Origin of the sequence: Pseudomonas sp. 10-1B (assembly GCF_000935045.1) — a bacterium.
Lineage (GTDB): Bacteria > Pseudomonadota > Gammaproteobacteria > Pseudomonadales > Pseudomonadaceae > Aquipseudomonas.
Genome location: NZ_JYKS01000021.1, coordinates 39,783 through 58,786, shown reverse-complemented (window position 1 = coordinate 58,786; position 19,004 = coordinate 39,783). Strand labels below are relative to the sequence as shown.

Genomic DNA, 19,004 nt, shown 5'->3' with positions numbered 1-19,004 from the left:
CAATTCCTGAATTATTCGATCCAGCATCTATATTAGACCTGTATCAAATCGCGGCCTAGCATCGAGGCATGTCTTGAACTGCCGGATGCCCATGATGAACGACAATTCCATCGAAGTGCTGTTGACCCAGCCCGTACCAGAGGCCATCGATGCCCAACTGGTCAACGCCTATCAGGTGCATCGCCTGTATCAGCAACACAACCCGCAACAGCTGCTGGAGGAAGTTGGCCCGCGTATTCGCGGCGTGGTCACCGGCGGTGCCAAGGGGCTGTCCAATGCGCTGATGGACCAGCTGCCCGCGCTGCAGATCATCGCCATCAGCGGCATCGGCACCGATGCTGTCGACCTGCGCCACGCGGCCAGCCGCGGCGTTCATGTCACCACCACGCCGGGCGTACTCACCGCCGATGTGGCCGACCTGGCCATGGGCCTGATCATCAGCAGCCTGCGCCGCCTGGGCGAGGGGGAGCGGCTGGTGCGCGATGGCTTGTGGGGCAAGGTCGACCTGCCGTTGGCACGGCGGGTCAGTGGCTGCGCGCTGGGCATCGTCGGCCTGGGTCAGGTGGGTAAGGCAATCGCTCGCCGCGCCGCAGCCTTCGACATGAGCATCGCCTACAACGGGCGACACGAGCAGCCAGAAACGGGGTACCGCTACGAGCCCGAGCTGGTTGAGCTGGCGCGTTCGGTGGATGTGCTGGTAGTGGCCGCTTCCGCTGATGGCGGGCAAGTGCTGGTGACGGCCGAGGTGCTGGAGGCATTAGGGCCGCAGGGTTACCTGATCAACGTGGCACGCGGCAAGTTGGTCGACGAGGATGCACTGGTGGAGGCGTTGCGCGAAGGGCGCATTGCCGGTGCCGGGCTGGATGTGTTCGTCGATGAGCCGCATGTGCCGCCGGCCTTGCTGGACCTGAACCAGGCCAGCCTGCAACCGCATCGCGGCAGCGCCACGCTACAAACCCGGTTGGAGATGGGGCGCATGGTCCTGCACAACCTTGAAGCCTGTTTTAGCGGTGAGCTGCCGCCGAATCGGGTGGTTTGACTGACAGGGCCCTTTCGCGGGCAAGCCCGCTCTACATGGGTCACCCCCCTTGTAGGAGCGGGTTCACCCGCGAAGAGGCCGGCACAGGCAACACAAGGCCACACCTTCTCTGCACAAGAACAATCGCTTCCACCGAGAAGCAAGAGGGTCCACATGAACAGCAAATCCGCCGTCGCCGCAACGCAGGCTGTGGCCGGGATCGGTCGCCATCGCTTCCTGGTCCTGGCACTTATCTTCGTCATCACCGTCATCAACTACGCTGACCGCGCCACCTTGTCGATCACCGGTACCGAGGTGCTCAAGGACCTCGGCATGGACCCGGTCATGCTGGGCATGGTCTTCTCCGCTTTCGCCTGGGCATACGCCTTGGGCCAGGTCCCTGGTGGCTGGCTGCTCGACCGCTTCGGCGCCCGCCGCGTCTATGGCATCAGCCTGATCCTCTGGTCGCTGTTCACCTTGCTGCAAGGCACCGTGGGCTGGATGGGCCTGGCCGGTGTATCCGCCGCGGTGGCGCTGTTTTCCATGCGTTTCATGCTCGGCCTGGTGGAGTCGCCGGCCTTCCCGGCCAACTCGCGCATCGTCAGTTGCTGGTTCCCCACGCGTGAACGCGGCACTGCTTCTGCACTGTTCAACTCGGCGCAGTACATGGCTGTGGTGGTGTTCGCCCCGCTGATGGCATGGATGACCCATACGCTGAGCTGGGAGCAGGTGTTCATCTGGATGGGGGTATTGGGGTTGCTGCTGAGTGTCGTGTGGTTCCGCCTGTATCATGAGCCGCACAATGCGCCGTGGCTGAGCCGCGAAGAGCTGGACTACATGCGTGAAGGCGGCGCGCTGGTCGACCTGGAAAAGGAACGCAAGGCGGCCAAAAGCAAGCCGACCCGTGCCGAAGTCATGCAGCTGTTCACCAGCCGCAACCTGTGGGCGGTGTACCTGGGCCAATACTGCATCACCGCGCTTACCTACTTCTTCATCACCTGGTTCCCGATCTACCTGATCAAGGGCCGCGGCATGACCATCATGGAAGCTGGCTGGGTGGCCGCGTTGCCTGCGATTTGCGGCTTTACCGGTGGCATCCTCGGTGGCTTCGTGTCTGACTGGCTGATCCGCCGTGGCGTGCATCCGTCCAGGGCGCGCAAGACCCCGTTCATCATCGGCATGGCACTGTCCACCACCTTGGTGCTGGCCAACTATGTGGAGGGCAACGCGGCGGTGATCGCCCTGATGACCCTGGCCTTCTTCGGCAAGGGCCTGGCGGCGGTGGGCTGGGCGGTGCTGTCGGATGTGGCGCCGAAGAAGATGGTTGGCCTGTGCGGTGGCGTGTTCAACGGCATTGGCAACGTTGCCGGCATCGTCACCCCACTGGTGATCGGTTATGTGGTGGCCAGCACTGGTTCGTTCCACAACGCACTCTGGTTCGTGGCCGCCCATGGCGTGCTGGGGATCCTCGCTTACCTGTTGCTGGCCCGGCGCTTCGAGCGTACCGGGCAGGCGTAGGCAGACGCCTTGGCAACAGAGGCCCCGGGAGACCGGGGCTTTTTTGTGGGTGGCTGAATGTGCTTTTGCCTGTGCCGGCCTCTTCGCGGGCTCGCCCGCTCCCACAGGGATACCCTAAGCCTCCAGACCTGCGCTGTACATGTGGGAGCTGGCTTGCCGGCGATAGGGCCGGCCCAGGCAACACACATCCAAATGAAAAACAAAAGCCCCAGATGGCCCGATGACGCGATCGGACATGCCATTCACGACATCTGGCGCTCAGGGAAATGCCCTGTCGTGATCGAATAGTTGCGAGGCGTTCTCGTGTAATTTCCCACAGCCCTGCAAGGCTTAAATGAAGCCCGAATTGCACTGACACGTCGCATCTGTGATGCGCGCCAAAAATCAACAACAGCACGCGAGCAACGTGTCGACTTATTGATTTCAAAGGAGATATTTTTCGCCTACGCCTGCCCGTCCATCCTTGTGTCAGCAAAAAGAGAACAACATCAATGAACACCGTGGGATCTGATGGCAACCTTGCACAAGGTTTCAAGCCACGTCATGTAACGATGCTGTCCATCGCCGGCATCATCGGCGCCGGACTTTTCGTAGGCTCTGGCCACGCCATCGCGGCGGCCGGGCCAGCAACCATAATTTCCTATTTCGTGGCCGGTACCCTGGTGGTGCTGGTCATGCGCATGCTCGGCGAAATGGCCGTGGCACACCCTGACACCGGATCGTTTTCCACCTATGCCGACCAGGCCATCGGCCGCTGGGCCGGCTACACCATCGGCTGGTTGTACTGGTGGTTCTGGGTACTGGTGATCCCGATCGAAGCGTTGGCTGCCGGGCATGTGCTGAACGCCTGGTTCCCGCAGGTGGACAGCTGGATCTTCGCCCTGGCCTCGGTGCTGTTGCTGGCCGGTACCAATCTGTTCAGCGTGGCCAAGTACGGCGAGTTCGAGTTCTGGTTCGCCATCCTCAAGGTCACCGCCATTCTTGGCTTCATCGGCCTGGGCTTCGCCGCGCTGATGGGCTGGCTGCCCAACCGCGAAGTCAGCGGCCTGAGCGGGCTGATGGCCGAGTACGGCGGCTTTGCGCCGAAGGGCTGGTCGGCGGTGGTCGGCGCGTTCATCACCGTGATGTTCAGCTTCATCGGCACCGAGGCGGTGACCATCGCCGCATCCGAGTCCAGCGACCCGTCGCGCAACATCGCCAAGGCTACCCGCTCGGTGATCTGGCGCATCAGTACCTTCTACATCCTGTCGATTTTCGTGATCATCTCGGTGGTGCCGTGGAACGACCCGCAACTGGCAGTGGTGGGTTCGTACCAGCGTGCGCTGGAGATCATGAACATCCCCAATGCGGCGTTCATGGTCGACCTGGTGGTGCTGGTAGCCGTGACCAGTTGCATGAACTCGTCGATCTACATCGCCTCGCGGATGATGTACTCGCTGGCCAAGCGCGGTGACGCCCCGGCCTTCCTCAACAAGACCTCCAAGGTTGGCGTACCGCGCGCTGCGGTGTTCGGCAGCACCCTGATCGGTGCGGCCATTGCCATCCTCAACTACTTTGCGCCGAAGGGTGTGTTCGAATTCCTGCTGGCCAGTTCTGGTGCCATCGCCCTGCTGGTGTACATGGTCATCGCCATCTCGCAGCTGCGCATGCGCCGTCGCCTGGAGCGGGAGAACACCGAGCTGAAATTCCGCATGTGGCTGTTCCCGTACCTGACCTGGGCGGTGATCATCTTCATTGCCGGGGCACTGGCGGTGATGATGTACACGCCCGAGCACCGGGCGGAGGTGAGTTCGACATTGGGCCTGGCGCTGGTGATTTCCTTCCTGGGAATCGTGACCTCGCGGGGCCATGCGCAACCGGTGGGGGCGCGGTCGATGGGGTGATTGAGTTCACCTGGCGGTAGGGCAGGGGGCACCAGTGGATGGGTGCCCTTTGTTTTTTTGAAACACTTGTTTGGAGTGGCTGACGGTCGGAAGGCGGCTTTCCAGGCGTAGACTCCCTTTCGAAATCATAAAGGGAGTCGATGCATGAGCGCAGAACAAAAAACACAAGCGCCAGCGGCCCTTCCTTCGGTAAAGGATGACCGGTTCGAGGAAGTGCTCGGGTTGATTCGGGATGCCAGGCAACGTGCGGTGCAGGCGGTCAATACACAATTGATAGATTTGTACTGGCAGGTGGGGGCCTACATCAGCCGCAAGCTGGAGCGGGCTGAGTGGGGGGATTCGGTGGTCAGCCAGCTGGCTGCTCACCTGGCGCTGACGCAACCAGGATTGCGAGGCTTTACCAAGCGTAACCTTTTTCGGATGCGTCAGTTCTATGAAGCGTATCGAGGCCATGAGAAAGTGTCAGCACTGCTGACACAATTGCCCTGGACGCATAATCTCACCATTCTTACCCTGAGCAAGTTGCCGGAGGAGCGTGAGTTCTACCTGCGTCTAGCCATCCAGGAGAAATGGTCCAGTCGCGAGTTGGAGCGGCAATTCAAAACTGCGCTTTTCGAGCGCAGTGTCGCGAATCCTGTAAAGGCCTCTGCAGGTCTAAAGCAGAACTATCCTGCTGCCATGGATGTATTTCGAGATGCCTACATGGTCGAGTTCCTTGGCCTGCCAAGCGAGCATGCCGAAGCGGATCTGCATTGTGCACTGATGGGCCGGCTTAAGCAGTTTCTGATCGAACTGGGCCGGGATTTCTGCTTCGTCGGCTCTCAATACCCGCTTCAGGTCGGCGGCCGGGACTTCGCACTCGACCTGCTGTTCTTCCACCGAGGCCTCAACTGCCTGGTGGCGATCGAACTGAAAGTCGGCCGCTTCGAGCCAGAGTATCTGGGCAAGCTCGACTTCTATCTGGAAGCACTGGATCGCAATGAGCGCAAGCCTCATGAAAACCCTGCCATCGGCGTGTTGCTATGCGCCAGCAGGGAGGACGAGGTGGTCGAGTACGCACTTAATCGAAGTTTGTCTCCAGCGCTGATTGCGGAGTATCAGACGCGCTTGCCGGACAAGGCGCTGTTGCAGGCCAAGCTGCATGAGTTCTATGCCTTGGGGGCTGCAGAGGAGCAGGGTGCCTGAGCAGCAGTCAAGCCCCGCCCATCACGCTTTCCACATAACGCATCACCGCCGGCGCTTTCTCGAAGCGCCGGTGAACCAGGCTTAGCCACGAACTTGCCTGGCAGTCGACGATACGTCGGTAGTTAACCTGCGGCAGGCTGATGCGTTGCACTACCGACTCCGGCACTACGGCGATGCCTTGGCCGAGGGACACCAAGGTAATCACCGCCACCAGGCTGCCGGGTTGCGGGCCGAGCCGAGGGACGAAACCGCCCTGTGTCGCCACTTCCAGCGTGCCGGAAATCTGCTCGGGCAGAATGAAGGTCTCATTGGCCAGGCGTGAAGCCGGGATCTGCGGTACTTCATTGATGCGCGAGCTGGCGGGCAGGGCGAGGACGAAGCCTTCCTGGTGCAAGGCGATGGCTTCGAGTTCTTCCGCTAGCTCCATCGGCGAGCGCACGTAGGCCAGGTCAAGCAGGCCATCGCGAACCATGCCGGGCAGTTCGGCCATGGGCAGTTCGCGGATGTTCAGGCGCACCCCGGGGCAGGTTGCGCTGTAGCGGCTGACTTGCTGCTGGAGCATGCCCGAGTAGGCGGCCGAGGCCACGTAGCCCAGTTCGATACGCCCACTTTCACCACGGGCGGCGCGTTGCGCGCCCAGTTGCGCGGCGTCGAACTGGCGTATGGCATGCTCGGCCTCGATCAACAGCGCCTGGCCGGCGGCGGTGAGGTTGACTTCGCGCTGGTTGCGCTCGAACAGGCGCACGCCCAGCTCGCGTTCCATGTCCTGGATCTGCCGGCTGAGGGTGGGTGGGGCGATGCCCAGTTGCTCGGCAGCGCGGGTGAAATGGCCGTGGCGGGCGACGCAGAGGAAATAGCGGAAATGGCGGATTTCCATGGGTGTTACCTACAGGGTAATGACGCGGGCCGCCGGGGCTAACAAGCCATGGCGCTAGCGGCGTTATGGTGAGGCCAACACTACAAGGCTGGTGGCTTGGCGGCAAAGAAAGCCTGTGGGATTGCACGGGACCTTGTGGGAGCGACTGTCTTCCTCAAAATCTAAACAGCTTGCACGGCCCCTGTGGGAGCGGGCTCGCCCGCGAACACGGGCGGAGCCCGTGCCATCCATCGCGGCGTTTGCTTCGCGGGTAAACCCGCTCCCACAGGGGCTGCGCTGCCTTCGATGGCTGTGCAGAGGGTCTGAGGTCAGGCAAACAGGTGCTCGCCAAGCCAACCAGCTCTGCCTTTGGAGCCCCATCATGCCCTCTGCGCGTTTCACCCTGCTCACCGCCTCCCTGGTCTGCGCCCTGATCATCCTCGACACCAACATCGTCGCGGTCAGCCTGCCCAGCATCGCCCGCGACCTGTCCGGCTCGTTCGCCGATATCGAATGGGTGGTCAGCGCCTACCTGCTGGCCTTCGCCGCCTGCCTGCTGCCCGCCGGCAGCCTGGCCGACCGTTTCGGCCGGCGGCGCATGCTGCTGCTTGGCCTGGCCCTGTTCGGCATCGCCTCGCTGGCTTGTGGCGCGGCGCCCAACCTGCTGTTCCTCGACCTGGCCAGGGCCGCCAAGGGTGTCGGTGCGGCATTGCTGCTGACTGCAGCCCTGGCCGCGATCGGCAACCGCTTCCACCAGCCGCAGGAGCGCATGCGCGCCTGGGCCTTCTGGGGCGCCTGCATGGGCGCGACCATCACCTTTGCGCCGCTGCTGGGCGGGGTGATCGCCAGCACTTTGGGCTGGCGCTGGATCTTCTACATCAACCTGCCGTTGGTGGCGGTACTGGCAGTGATGGTACTGCGTAGCGTCGAAGAGTCCCGCGACACGACGGCGGCCCGGCTCGACCCGTGGGGCAGCCTGACCTTCGCCGGCAGCCTGGGCTACCTGATCTGGGCGATGATCGATGCCAACCAGGTGGGCTGGGACAGTGCCCGAACACTTGCTCGGCTGGTGATCAGCGCTTTCCTGTTCGGCCTGTTCGTCATGGTCGAGCGCAGCCAGGCGCGGCCGATGATCGACCTGCGGCTGATGCGCAGCGGGCGTTTCGTCGGCGCCTTGCTGGGCATGTTCGCCTACGCTGCCTGCGCCCAGGTGATGATGACCCTGCTGCCGCTGTACCTGCAGAACGGCTTGCAACTATCGGCCCTGGCCGCAGGGGCGGGCATGCTGCCATTCGCCGTGGCCATGCTGCTGACACCGCGCCTGGGCATGCGCCTGGCCGCGCACTGCAGTCCGGCGCAGGTGTTCGCGCTTGGCCTGGTGCTGGTGGGGGCGGGCAACCTGCTGTGTGCCTGGGCCACGCGCCAGGGCGGCTACGGCACATTCGCCCTGGCCAGCCTGGTGCTGGGGGCGGGCGCCGGGCTGCTCAATGGCGATACGCAGAAGAACATCATGGCCTGTGTGCCGCGCGAACGTACCGGCATGGCATCGGGGTTGAGCACCACCACGCGGTTCGGCGCGATCGTGCTGGCCATCGGGGTGCTTGGCGGCGTGCTGGCCGCCCGAAGCGGGCAATTGCTGTACGAGGCCATGGCCGCCGTGGCACCTGCGCAATTGGGCCAGGTTGCAATGATGGCCACACGGGTTGCCGCGGGTGACCTGCCGGCAGCGTTGGCCCTGCTCGACCCCGGCTTGCGTGAAGCAGCGGCTCCGTTGGCCCGTCAGGCGTTCATCGGTGGTTTCGAAGCAGTGTTGCTGGTCGCGGGCGTGGCGGCGCTGCTGTTCGCGGTGCTGGTCGGCATGTTGTTGAACCGACCACTGCCGGCCATGCCGGAGGGGCTGTTGGCCGAGGGGCAATCATGAAGCGGGCAGGCGTGTGGGGTCGGTCAGGCGCCGTGCAATGACCTGAAAAATAAATGAGGTGGTTTCTCATTCTCCTTCGGCCTGTGGATAAGGCCGGAATACAGGCCAGCACGCCGACCCCCTTCACGGAGCGAGAGAATGAGTTCGAACCCGGTTCCACAGCGCCATCCATTGAATCGTGCCTTGCACGGTGCGCTCTTTGGTTTGCTTGTCAGCAGCTACGCACTGCCGTCGCTTGCGCAGCCCTTGAGCGCCGATCAGCACAACCCGCTCAAGCAGTGGAACATCCCTGCCGGCCCACTGGCGCCGGCGCTTGACCGCTTTGCACGCGAGGCGGGTATCAGCCTTTCCTTCGATGCGCAGAACGTCGCCAACCGCAATACCCAAGGCGTACAGGGCGCATTCGAGACATCGGCTGCACTGTCGTCGTTGTTGCAGGGCACCGAGCTACAGCTGGAGCAGCAAGGCCCGAATGCGTATCTGCTGATACCGCAAACCAAGCCTGCTGGCCCGCTCGAACTTGGCGCAACAGAGGACTATCGCCTGGCGCCAGTCATCATCAACGCCAAGGTCAAGGCCAGTGCCGACGATGATACCAACTCGGTGGTCGCCCAGGAGCTCTGGGTAGGTGGCAAGGTGGCGACCAGCATCCGCAACACGCCAGCGTCCGTGTCCGTGGTTACCCGCAAGGAAATGGAGCAGCGTAGTGTCAGCACCACGGAAGAGGCGCTGCAGTACACCCCGGGCGTGGTCAGCGATTACTACGGTTCGGACGACCGCAACGACTACTTCCTGATCCGTGGCTTCCAGGCCACCACCTATCGTGACGGCCTGACCTTGAGCTCCATGCGCGGTGTGCGCGAAGACCCTTACGCCTATGAGCGCATCGAGATTCTGCGCGGCGCCAACTCCACCCTGTTTGGCCCGGCCGACCCAGGTGGCTCGGTGAACTTCGTGACCAAGCAGCCGCGTTTCGAGAAGTTTGGCCAGGGCTACGTGACCTACGGTTCCTATGACCATGCCGAGACAGGCATTGACGTAGGCGACGCCCTGAACGACGAACAAACCCTGGCCGGTCGCTTCACCGCCAAGATGCAGAACAGCGACCGTGAGTACGACCACTCGCAGGACGACAACCGCTTCGTCATGGGTGGCCTGACCTGGGCGCCGACCGACTACACCTCGGCCACCATGATTCTGGACTACCTGAAAACCGACAGTTCGCCGAACAGCGGCGGCTACCCGCTGGACAAGGAATACGACCGCAGCGATTTCTTTGGTGAGCCCAGCTACAACTTCCACAATGTCGAGCGCACCAGCCTCAGCGGCAATATCACCCACGACTTCGACAACGGCTTCGTACTGCGCAGCAACCTGCGTTACAGCGAGCTGAGCGATGACTTTGGTTACGCCTACCTGAGTGATAGCCCCTCGCGTGTTGGCACCGTTATTCCACGCTACGTTTTTGGTACCGACACCGATGCCGATCAGCTCAACGGCAACCTGATGCTGCAGTACGATGCTCAGTTCGAGAACATCGACAGCAGCACTTTGGTGGGTGTGGAGTATCTTGACTCGACCACCAAGCAAAGTTCCGTCTATGGCCTTGCGCCCTCCATCGATATCGCCAACCCGGTATTCACCGGCGTGCCAGGCGACATCACGCCCTATACCCGCACGAAGAACGACGCTACGACCAAGGCTGTGTTCCTGCAGCAGAACCTGTCGTTCTATGACCGCTTCATCGTTACCGCAGGTATGCGCAATGACTCGATGGACCTGTCCAGCAAGGAATACATCGGCGGAGTGCAGAAGGAAACAGACAACTTCTCCGAAACCTCTTACCGCGCGGCACTGACCTACATCGTCAACGATGAGGTTTCTACCTATGTGAGCATGGTGGAGTCCGTTTCGCCTCCACAAGTAGGCGTTACACCGCAAACGGGCAAGCAGTACGAAGTAGGCGTGAAGTATTCGCCCATGGGGATGGACGCGCTGTTCTCCGCCGCGGTCTATGACCTGACCCAGGAAAACGTCACCATCGCCGTGGTGCTGCCGAGCGGCATCATCGAGCAGCAGACCGTTGGCGAGTCGCGGGTGCGCGGCCTCGATCTGGAAGCCAAGGCGCAGGTGACGCAGGACATCAGCGTGATTGGCGCTTATTCCTACATGGAGTCCGAGGTGCTGCGCGGGTCGTTGTGGAATGGCACCTCGCTCAAGGGTAATGAGTTTGCCACTGCGCCGAAGCATACGGCTTCGCTGTGGAGCTACTACGACATACCTGGCACTGATGTGAGCGTTGGCCTGGGGGCGCGGTATGTTGGTTCTTATTACATGGATGCTGCCAACACCAAGAAGAGCGATGGGACTACGCTGTTCGACGCTGCCTTGAATTACCAGATTGCCAAGGGCACCGACCTGGCACTGAATGTCAGCAACCTGTTTGATGAACAGCATGTGGTGGGGTCGGGGACGGCGGACTATTACAACCCGGGGCGGGAGATTACGGCTAAGTTGAGTTATAGCTGGTAGGGCCAGCCTGCTTTCCAACCTCGAGACCTTTGCCCGCTGTATGGCGGGCATTGCCCAATTTGCCCTTCATGACACTGTCCCGCCCCATGGAGCTGTCTTGCCGGAGCGCCGGACCGGTCGGAAAGGGACGCGCAGGCCCCAGCAATCTTGAAGTGTGGCTGAAATCAAAGAGCTGCTAACACGCCCATTTCGCGACATAAAGTTCATCCCGAACAATACCGGCGCAGGCCGTGCCATACCCCGCATGCATAGTGGGATATGGCAAAGGTATTTCCTGCCGTGCCTCCGTCCAGCCTATGGTCTGCCTTTCACGGAGTTCCGCTTTCTCGGAATCACGGCCTTGGCTTCTTGTAGCTCAACCTGCTCCCGAATGCTTTCGCTGTCATAGCCTTCTCCATCGGCCTCAATGATGGAGTTCGGAAGGTAACTTGAACGGACCCTTACAGTGAGTCATCGAATACTTGCTTGTATGGCTGCCCACGCCACATCCCAGCGCACCCGCTCCTGTTCTAGGCGGACTTGTTGCCCACAGGTATTGCTCTTAAGCAACTGATAGAGCTTTTGTTCTGTGCTGGTGAGTAATGGGAGCTCGATGGAAAGATGCTGGTCCTTCTCCTCCACCCATAAATCTCGATGATTCATCAGCGTTGACTCATCCATAAGCACAGTCTTCAGGGCAGTGATGTATGTTCTGGCTCGATTAAGAATGGCAAAGCCATGCGTATCAATGTCACCCCAATAGATGCATTGCGCCTGTTGTAGCCATGGAAGCTGCCCCAGAATGTCAACCGCGTAACCCAGCCGCATAATCACAACCGACCCTGGCAGGTCATCAAAGGCAAGCCCGGTTTGAAGGTTCTCAACAATGAAGACATTCGTTGGCCGTATGCCAATGCTTGCCACTTCCTCAAAAGGTGCAGAGATATCGCCAAGGCCGTCCAAACGGGCTCTCAGCTCTGGGGCCAGAACACGCATGCGCAGCAGCTGCGGCTGCGGCCTCAAACCGCAGCGCCTAAAGAAGTCGCGATCCCCTGTTGGGTCATTCTGAAGTGTCGCAACCAGATCAGAGATAAGCCCCTTGCGCGACTCCAGCCATTTGCTGTCGGCACCGGCCACCGGAATTTGTCGTGGGTAGAGATTGGATTTTGAATTGAGATTGATCCAATCCAGCATCTCTGTCAGGCGACGAAAATTGGTATCGCTGTAGTCAGCGAGGATGTCAAAGTGCCTCGGTAACTGCTGCGCCAGAACCGGCCAGCGAGCAATGAGCGTTTGGTAACGAGACTGGGCTCGCTCCCATCGTCTGGATTCACCAATCCACATGGCAACATCTTCAGGACTGCGTAACGCCAGTTTCTCTGGCAGTCGCTGGACGCCAAGCGCTTTCCAGCGGCGCTCACACCAGGAAAGGATACCGATTCCTTGCCAGCGTTGCCATGCGCTTACCCAAGCTCGAACGCCGTCGACTTGCCGCAGGGCTGCCTGTTCCGTAGGTATGCCGAGTGGAACTTCCAGTGGCCATGGGCTCTCGCCAGTATCACCGATCAACCACTCGCGGTGTTTACTCTGAAAGCGACGAGCAAGAAATTGTCTGACATCGTCAGGAAGCTTCAATGCTAGCCTCCTCTCGAGCGTGCTCAGGCAGCTTCAACCGCTGACGGTCACCGTCGTACTCGATCAGCAGCAAGCCTGACACTCGCCGGTCACTGATATCTACAAAGCAGGCGCCACCGATGAATGGTTCGAGGGTCATGACGGACTTCAGTGGCGTAGCGACTACCATTTGAAACCCGAAATTGGTAAAGATGTTCATCGCCAAAGCGGTGAACTCGTTGTCAGCCTTGTCGAATGCCTCATCAAGCACGACGGGTGCATACATCGGTACGCCGTGGTCATTCCCTCCCAGTTGATACCGAAGGGCTGCGGCCAAACATGTGGTGGCTAGCTTCTGGCGTTGGCCTCCAGACTTACCAGCCCCGCTGCGATAAATCTCCACCTCAACGCCGCCTTCATCGATCTCCCGTCCGATGAACTCGACATGCTGTCGAACGTCGAGCACAGTCTCACGCCAGCGTTTCTGCTCGGGGGCCTGACTGGCAAGTCGATCAACAAGTCGGCGTAGGGCCAGGAACCGTGCTTCGGCAAACTCGCGATCCTCCGTCCATGCATGGCTGAGTGCCTGCTGGATCTCCTGCTTGAACGCCTTGACATCAACAAGTTGCCGGTCACTGGCGTCGATGTGGAGGTAGGTACGTTGATTGGCGCTTTGGTTGAACGGCACCTGGCCAAGACTGTCGTTGACCAGATCCATCCGTTCCAGGATGGCCTTACGCGCATCGTTCAGGTAGGTGGAGAGTGCTGCCAGATTTTGGTGGCTTTGGTTCTGCAGCAGTTCAAAGAATCGCTGCTCATAGGCAGGCAGGCCATCCGTTTCCAGTCGTACCAATTTGGCGAAAAAGTCCGGTGCGCTGGCGAGGCTCGTGTCCATGTCGCCAGCATCCATTGGCCACTGCCGTTTGAAATCGGCAAAGTGTGCTTCTATTTTCTTCTCGCAATCGCCGATCTCATCTTTGACCTCACCGATTTCTGTGTTGAGCCCTCGCTCAACAGCAGTTGCTGCCTTGTCGAGGCTTTCGAGCCTGATCGCGTCTGACTGCTTGCTGAAGCGTTCGTCGAGCCCCTGCATCTGATGGGGAGTCAATGGAACTCTGGAAGTATCTTGAAGGAGGGATTCCAGCTTCTGCGTACTGTCGTTTATCTGCTTGAGAATTGAGTCATGCGTAACCTTGGCTTCTCGGAGGTCCTTGTCTGCTTGATTAACCAGGCTATTTTGCTTGTCGATCCGCTCACTGATTTGCTGTAAGGCTATATTTCCTTCTCGCGCTTCGCGGATCTGCTGTTCGATGGTGGCGATGCGGTCTAGCAACGGGATTACATCGATTTCCTGCCACTGGAGATTCACCAGGATCTGGCACTGCATCGCTCGGGTTGCACGATTCTTGTCTTGGTCGGCAAGGGTTTCGATTTCTCCTCCTAGGCGTGTAATCGTGGCAGCCAGCGCCTGGGCCTGGGCTTGAAAGAGCGCAAGTTTCTCGCGATTATCGAACCCGAGCACCCAGTTTCGCCGGTCACCGACACTTCTCCGGTCGTCTTTCTCATGCCGGTTTTTGCTGTGCTTGACTTGGCCCTCACGGGTGATGGCTCGATCAGCGCTCCTGAACGACTGAATGGAGTCGACGCACGCGTAATCGAAGCGTTGCCGTAGCTCGGCGTGCAGCCAGTCGATATACGTCCCCTCCTTGACGTTCAACTTGAGGACGAGCGAGTTAGCGCCGATGGGCTTCGTCTGCCAGGTCTCCGGGCGACCAGTTCGGTAGTACACCAGACGTTGCCCAAGATGGGTGTTGTTGATGTGATTGGCCAGTGCCGAATACTGACGTTCGTCCACCAAGAGTGAGAGCGCAAATCCGTGCAGTACTCGCTCGATGGCACCTTGCCAGTCGGCCTCGTCAGGTTTCACCTCAATGAGTTCGCCGACGAAAGGCAAAGCCGATTCTGATATCCCTATAGCTGCGGCGATGTCTCGGCGCATTTCGAGCATATCGGCAGGAATGTTCGATGGCTGGCGCTGAAGCGCCTGTATCTCCTTAACCGCTTGCGAAAATGCCGTCTCAGCGTCTCTCTTTTGACCCGCCAAGTGGAACTGTTCTTCGCGGTTTTCGTTGCTGCGCTGCTCCCAGTTTTCGACTTCCTGCCGCGCGTTGCCTAGCAGTTCAGCGAAGCTCTGAGGCGAATCCGGGAGGCTCCAGCCAAGCTTCTTGCACGCATCTTCAGCCTGGCCGCGTTTGCGCAGGCGATCCATGCGCAGGCTCTCCAGCCCTGCTTTCTCTGTTTCCCATTGCTCGATCTGATCACCGCCTGCTTCACGGTGCTGTCGCTCCAGATCGCGCAAAGTTATGGTGTGGTTATCCAGAATGCTCTGACGTCGACTTGTTTCACCTTCCGAGGCGTTGGCTTGCACCTCCAGGGATGCGACATGCTGCTTGAGGAGTTCAATACGGCGGGCTTCGCGGTAGCTATCAACGCCCAGCCGAAGCTCATCCAGCTTATTGTATTGCAGCATCAACGAATCTCTGCGCTGATATTGCTCCCGGGCTGGCACGAGTGTTTGAACCTGCTCGCGAGCTGTCACTACCGATTGGTGGGCAGCATTGAGTTCACCAAATTCGCTGACCAAGCGATCCGCCACCTCGAAGGTTTCGGGCTTGTCGAGCATGAAGTCGCGCAGGAAGGTATTGAGGTCGCCGAGATTCTTGGCCGACTGGGTTTTGTGCAGCAAACGCAACGCCATTTCGCTCTCGATGCCGAGCAGGCGGCAGAATCGCTCGCAATAGGGACGAAACTCATCGCGGGTGAACGCCTCGGAGAAAGACTGCTTGAGCTTTCGGATGTCGAAGTTGGATTGACCGAAACCCTCCAGCTCGCGCAGGTCAAAGGCCCGCTCCAGGACAAGGTAGTGGCGTTTGACGTCGGTGTTTCCATTCGCATTGCCGCGAAGCCAGAACACCTGAACCAGCACCACAGACTGGCCCTGTGCGTTCTGGTAGGTCAGCGCCAGGGCAGACCACGTTGTCCCCGAGCGCAGGTAGCGGGTGGCGATTTCACCCGACTCTCCATCCTTCTGTTCGGCCCACGCGCCGCGTAAGTAGGTGACGAGGCTTCGGTCACGGCCACTGCGGTCAGCCTCGCGCGCGGCCGCGTTGAAGTCAATCCAGCGAGGAGGTACCAGCAACGCCGAAAAAGCGTCGAGAAGCGTCGATTTCCCCGCTCCGGACCGACCTACAAACAGAAAGCCGCGTTCGCTGATCGGTATGTCATGCAGGCCAGAAAAAGTGCCCCAGTTGTAAACCTGCAGGCGAGTCATCCGGAATTGCTCCCGGGCGAACAAGGACGCGGTTTGGGGGTCCGAGATCATTGGTCTCCCTCCTCATCGGGCTCGGTCTGGGCCAGTTGCGCTGGCGTCTCATTGCCGGCCATGCGTTGATACAAGTGAGTCAGGGCTTGTATTTCTTCTGCAGAGAAGAGGAGCTTCATCGTTGGCGAAATCTCGAAACGGTCTTCACTCGAGCGAATTTTCTGGAGGATGCTGTGTTTCTTGATCTTCTCGATGGATGCGTGAACACGTTTCACGAATCCTGCGTGGTCGGTGTTGGAGGCACGCTCATAGAGGGTCAGAAACTCCATGATCTCGTCAGTCGATACCACGGCACGGTCGCCCTGCGAGTCCGCCTGGGTCAATCGCTGGCGAAGGTGAAGCAGCAGAATGGAGTCAATGAAGGTCAACTGCGCGCGGCGCAGCAGAAGTGGTACCTCAAGGTCGCCGGTATCTGCTTGACGGGTGAAGGCAACTTGTACGTCCCGGTCGATGACCAGTTCGAGGAACAGCTCGGCAAGACGCCGACGTATTACCGCTTCATCTCGCACTACTATCGGCCACAGTTTTGGATGTCGACGTCCGTCCAGCGATGGCCCTGCCAGTAGCTGCACCAGGGCGCGCCGAGTATCGAGTACCAACTCGCCGCTGTCACCGGTGAAAAGGGTGTTGGCAGGTGTCTGCGCAGCATCAGGCGTTTGTGCTTCTGCTGGCATTATCGCTTCGTTGTTCTCAGACCAGTTCATTGGCCCGCTCCCTCAAAAAGAAGATCTTTGGAATTCGGGCGCTACGACGCTCGTCGTCGCCTCCAACCCAGCCTACGGTTTCGCTATGGTCGGCTTTGAAACCATGGCGACTGCCCAATGCAAGCAGGCCGACAACGCTGCCCAGACCCTGTGCAGCGGGGAATTGCTCCAGCACGTCAGCGATGGATGCCTGGGACCGTTGTTCCAGGACTGCCAGCACGTTGGCCTTCAATGTTCTGAAGTCGATCTCGGACTGGGCGACCAGTTCGCTGACGGACTCCAGGTCGATTGGCGGGGCGTCCCCTTCTGCCATTTGGCCGGGCAAAGCTTGTAGGGAGGGGTCGTACAGTACCCATTGAGACAAGGAGCGCAAACGGCTGCTCGTGAGCTCAAGCGTGTACTGGAGGGTTTCTGTGGCCCTGACTTCATTCTTCAGGGCAAGTGCTGCTCGTTGAGCGTCTTTCAGAAGATGGTTGAGTCGGCGTTGTTCGAGGTATTCACGGCTCTGGACGAAGTGCTTCAGGCTACGCGCGAAGGTTTGGAGTACCTCGTGAACCATACCACCCTGCTCGAGAAGGGTCCGCGTCAGCCGTAGAAGGAATCGTCGTTCCTTGGCTTCGAGTTGCCCCACGAACTCCCTCGACATGACGCTATCAAGCGCCTGGTCCAGCGTGGCGGCCTGTTCTGGGTCCGTAAGCAATCGCCAGAAAGCGGAGAAAGTCCTTCCGGCATCGCTCTCTGAAATCAGGTCGATTCCAGCGAACAGTGAATTCAGCACATCCCCACGATTGCCATCGTTGTCCATGATGCGTTCACGGAGCTCTCGGTTGAGCTGGTCGAACTGATCGCGAACGCGCCGGAAATCACCTGCAAGATCATCTGCCAACGTGATGATTTCCCGCGTGCGTTCCAGTGCCGCTGTGTGGGGCAGGACGCGCATCTGTCCCTTCTGGATGGCGTCGATTTCCTTATCGATGCGGGCTTGCTCGATCATGAGCCGGTCTATGCGACGGTATTTGTCTGTGTCGGTGTCCGCGGCAAGTTGGGTTAGTGCTTCGATAACAAGCGCCAGGCGGCTTTCGGTTGCGGCAGAGTGTGGCTGCTCCAGGCCAGAAACAAATCTAACTGCTTCGACGGCGGCTGTGGAGAGTTCATATTCCTCCTCTAAAGCCCCGGCAGGGAAGCGTCGCTCCAGGTACCCATCAGCGAGCCAGCTGGCGACGTACGCTTGTGCAGTTTGGGGAAAGTCTTCTCCTTGGGCGCGTAGATCTTCCAGATCTCTGGCAATTCGTTCGTGAAAAATGGAGGCAGGAAGACTTCGCTTACTTTCGTAAAGATGGACCTGAAGCAGACCGATGACGGTAGGCCCGGTGTTCGAGGCAAGCAGTCGCCATAGCGGCTGCGCCCGCATGCGCCGATAGGTCGCGATGACTTTGTCTGCTTTCACTTTCGTGCTCCAAGTGTGAGTCAGTAGTGCTCGCTGGGCATCGAGTGCCCCCCTCCAGGGTAAGGAACACGTTACTAGCCTCGGGGGGCGGTCACCAGAGATGCAAAACACTGCTGAGAACCGCGTCAATACCATTTCGCAGCGTTACTTCCATGATGTGCAGTGGAAATAGAATGGATTTTGCCAAGCGGGCGTTATATAGATACAGCTGGACTGCATAGTTTGGAGCTTGACTCTCGGCCATGGAAGCGGGTAATGATCCTTAATCACTAGCAGCTGGTTAGGCCCCTCTGACCTCGGTCAAGCGCTCCAGCACTAGATCCAGATCCCCGGGACCGGCGCAAGCTGCTCCCGGGGTTTCGCTTTTAAGGGGACGGCGTTTCGTCATCTTAGCTGGTGATCTTCGCGCGTGTGCCTGATTTGCCCAGCGCACTAAAATGCAGCTTCAGCCCGCTTGCCGCTGAGCTCATCTGCTGTAGACGGCTGTTTCAACCAGTCCCTTGTCCTTGCGCCGTAGTTCGCGTTCGCGGTGATGAGGGTTGGACACTTCCGGCTTTACGACAGTATTGGCTCAAACTAAGGTGCTGGCATAATGTAACCCTGCCCGCGCACGGCCTGGATCTGCAGGTGCTGGGCGCCGATGGCGGCAAGTTTGCGGCGCAGGTTGCAGACGTGCACGTCAGGGCCTCGGTCCAGGCGGGTATAGGCGCGGTGCAGGACGCTCTGGGAGAGGAAGGCCGTCAACACCAGGCAACATGATATCCAGCAGGATCAGGTCGAAACCGCCCTGGCGTATCGCGTCCAGGGCCTGGCTGCCGTTTTCGCAGGTATGCACGGCGAAAGCCACGGCGCTGGAAATGACAGGCCAGGTCTTGGCACAGGCGTGGGTTGTCTTCGGCGAGGAGGAGCTTGGGGGGATGGCGTGGCCTTGGATGAGCATTCGATGTAATTACGAATCATCCCAT

The 19,004-nt window shown here is 59.8% G+C and carries 11 protein-coding genes and 2 pseudogenes; 6 read left to right on the top strand and 7 right to left on the bottom strand.

What is annotated here, in order from left to right; genetic code table 11:
* Positions 1-94 precede the first annotated feature (94 nt).
* The 4 genes from TZ03_RS12870 to TZ03_RS12855 all read left to right on the top strand — a co-directional run bounded on the left by TZ03_RS12870 (position 95) and on the right by TZ03_RS12855 (position 5,604).
* On the top strand, positions 95-1,039 hold the full coding sequence (locus TZ03_RS12870) for a 2-hydroxyacid dehydrogenase (RefSeq protein ID WP_051098154.1): 945 nt from the start codon (positions 95-97) through the stop codon (positions 1,037-1,039).
* Positions 1,040-1,192: 153 nt separating this feature from the next.
* Complete coding sequence (locus tag TZ03_RS12865) at positions 1,193-2,536, top strand: MFS transporter (protein WP_051098070.1); 1,344 nt, start codon at positions 1,193-1,195, stop codon at positions 2,534-2,536.
* Positions 2,537-3,027: 491 nt separating this feature from the next.
* Complete coding sequence (locus tag TZ03_RS12860) at positions 3,028-4,419, top strand: amino acid permease (RefSeq protein WP_051098069.1); 1,392 nt, start codon at positions 3,028-3,030, stop codon at positions 4,417-4,419.
* A 144-nt stretch (positions 4,420-4,563) separates the two neighbouring features.
* Positions 4,564-5,604, top strand: a complete 1,041-nt coding sequence (locus TZ03_RS12855; RefSeq protein WP_051098065.1) for a PDDEXK nuclease domain-containing protein — start codon at positions 4,564-4,566, stop codon at positions 5,602-5,604.
* Positions 5,605-5,611: 7 nt separating this feature from the next.
* Here the strand turns inward: TZ03_RS12855 and TZ03_RS12850 are convergent, their stop codons facing one another.
* Positions 5,612-6,481 carry a LysR family transcriptional regulator gene (locus tag TZ03_RS12850; RefSeq protein ID WP_051098063.1) on the bottom strand — a complete coding sequence of 290 codons (870 nt, stop codon included), beginning with the start codon at positions 6,479-6,481 and terminating at the stop codon, positions 5,612-5,614.
* Between the two features lie 361 nt (positions 6,482-6,842).
* On the opposite strand from TZ03_RS12850, the gene TZ03_RS12845 reads away from it, so the two are divergent.
* Both TZ03_RS12845 and TZ03_RS12840 read left to right on the top strand, forming a co-directional pair.
* The gene (locus TZ03_RS12845; protein ID WP_051098061.1) at positions 6,843-8,381 is read left to right on the top strand and encodes an MFS transporter; all 1,539 of its coding nucleotides are present in this window, start codon (positions 6,843-6,845) and stop codon (positions 8,379-8,381) included.
* Between the two features lie 138 nt (positions 8,382-8,519).
* The gene (locus TZ03_RS12840; RefSeq protein WP_051098060.1) at positions 8,520-10,913 is read left to right on the top strand and encodes a TonB-dependent siderophore receptor; all 2,394 of its coding nucleotides are present in this window, start codon (positions 8,520-8,522) and stop codon (positions 10,911-10,913) included.
* 303 nt (positions 10,914-11,216) lie between these two features.
* On the opposite strand, the pseudogene TZ03_RS30190 reads toward TZ03_RS12840, so the two are convergent.
* The 6 genes and pseudogenes from TZ03_RS30190 to TZ03_RS28750 all read right to left on the bottom strand — a co-directional run.
* Positions 11,217-11,303, bottom strand: a pseudogene (locus TZ03_RS30190) (IS5/IS1182 family transposase); the annotation flags it as partial.
* Between the two features lie 60 nt (positions 11,304-11,363).
* Positions 11,364-12,527 carry a Wadjet anti-phage system protein JetD domain-containing protein gene (locus TZ03_RS12835; RefSeq protein WP_051098058.1) on the bottom strand — a complete coding sequence of 388 codons (1,164 nt, stop codon included), beginning with the start codon at positions 12,525-12,527 and terminating at the stop codon, positions 11,364-11,366.
* A complete protein-coding gene (locus TZ03_RS12830; RefSeq protein WP_051098052.1) occupies positions 12,514-15,888 on the bottom strand; it encodes an ATP-binding protein in 3,375 nt (1,124 codons plus the stop codon). Before TZ03_RS12830 ends, TZ03_RS12835 begins: the two co-directional genes overlap by 14 nt.
* Positions 15,885-16,592, bottom strand: coding sequence for a DUF4194 domain-containing protein (locus tag TZ03_RS12825; RefSeq protein WP_051098050.1), 708 nt, complete (start codon positions 16,590-16,592; stop codon positions 15,885-15,887). Before TZ03_RS12825 ends, TZ03_RS12830 begins: the two co-directional genes overlap by 4 nt.
* Entirely contained in the window at positions 16,579-18,039 is a 1,461-nt protein-coding gene (locus TZ03_RS12820; protein ID WP_051098049.1) for a DUF3375 domain-containing protein, read from the bottom strand. Before TZ03_RS12820 ends, TZ03_RS12825 begins: the two co-directional genes overlap by 14 nt.
* Before the next feature lie 576 nt (positions 18,040-18,615).
* Positions 18,616-18,989, bottom strand: a pseudogene (locus tag TZ03_RS28750) (DNA-binding response regulator).
* Positions 18,990-19,004 lie beyond the last annotated feature (15 nt).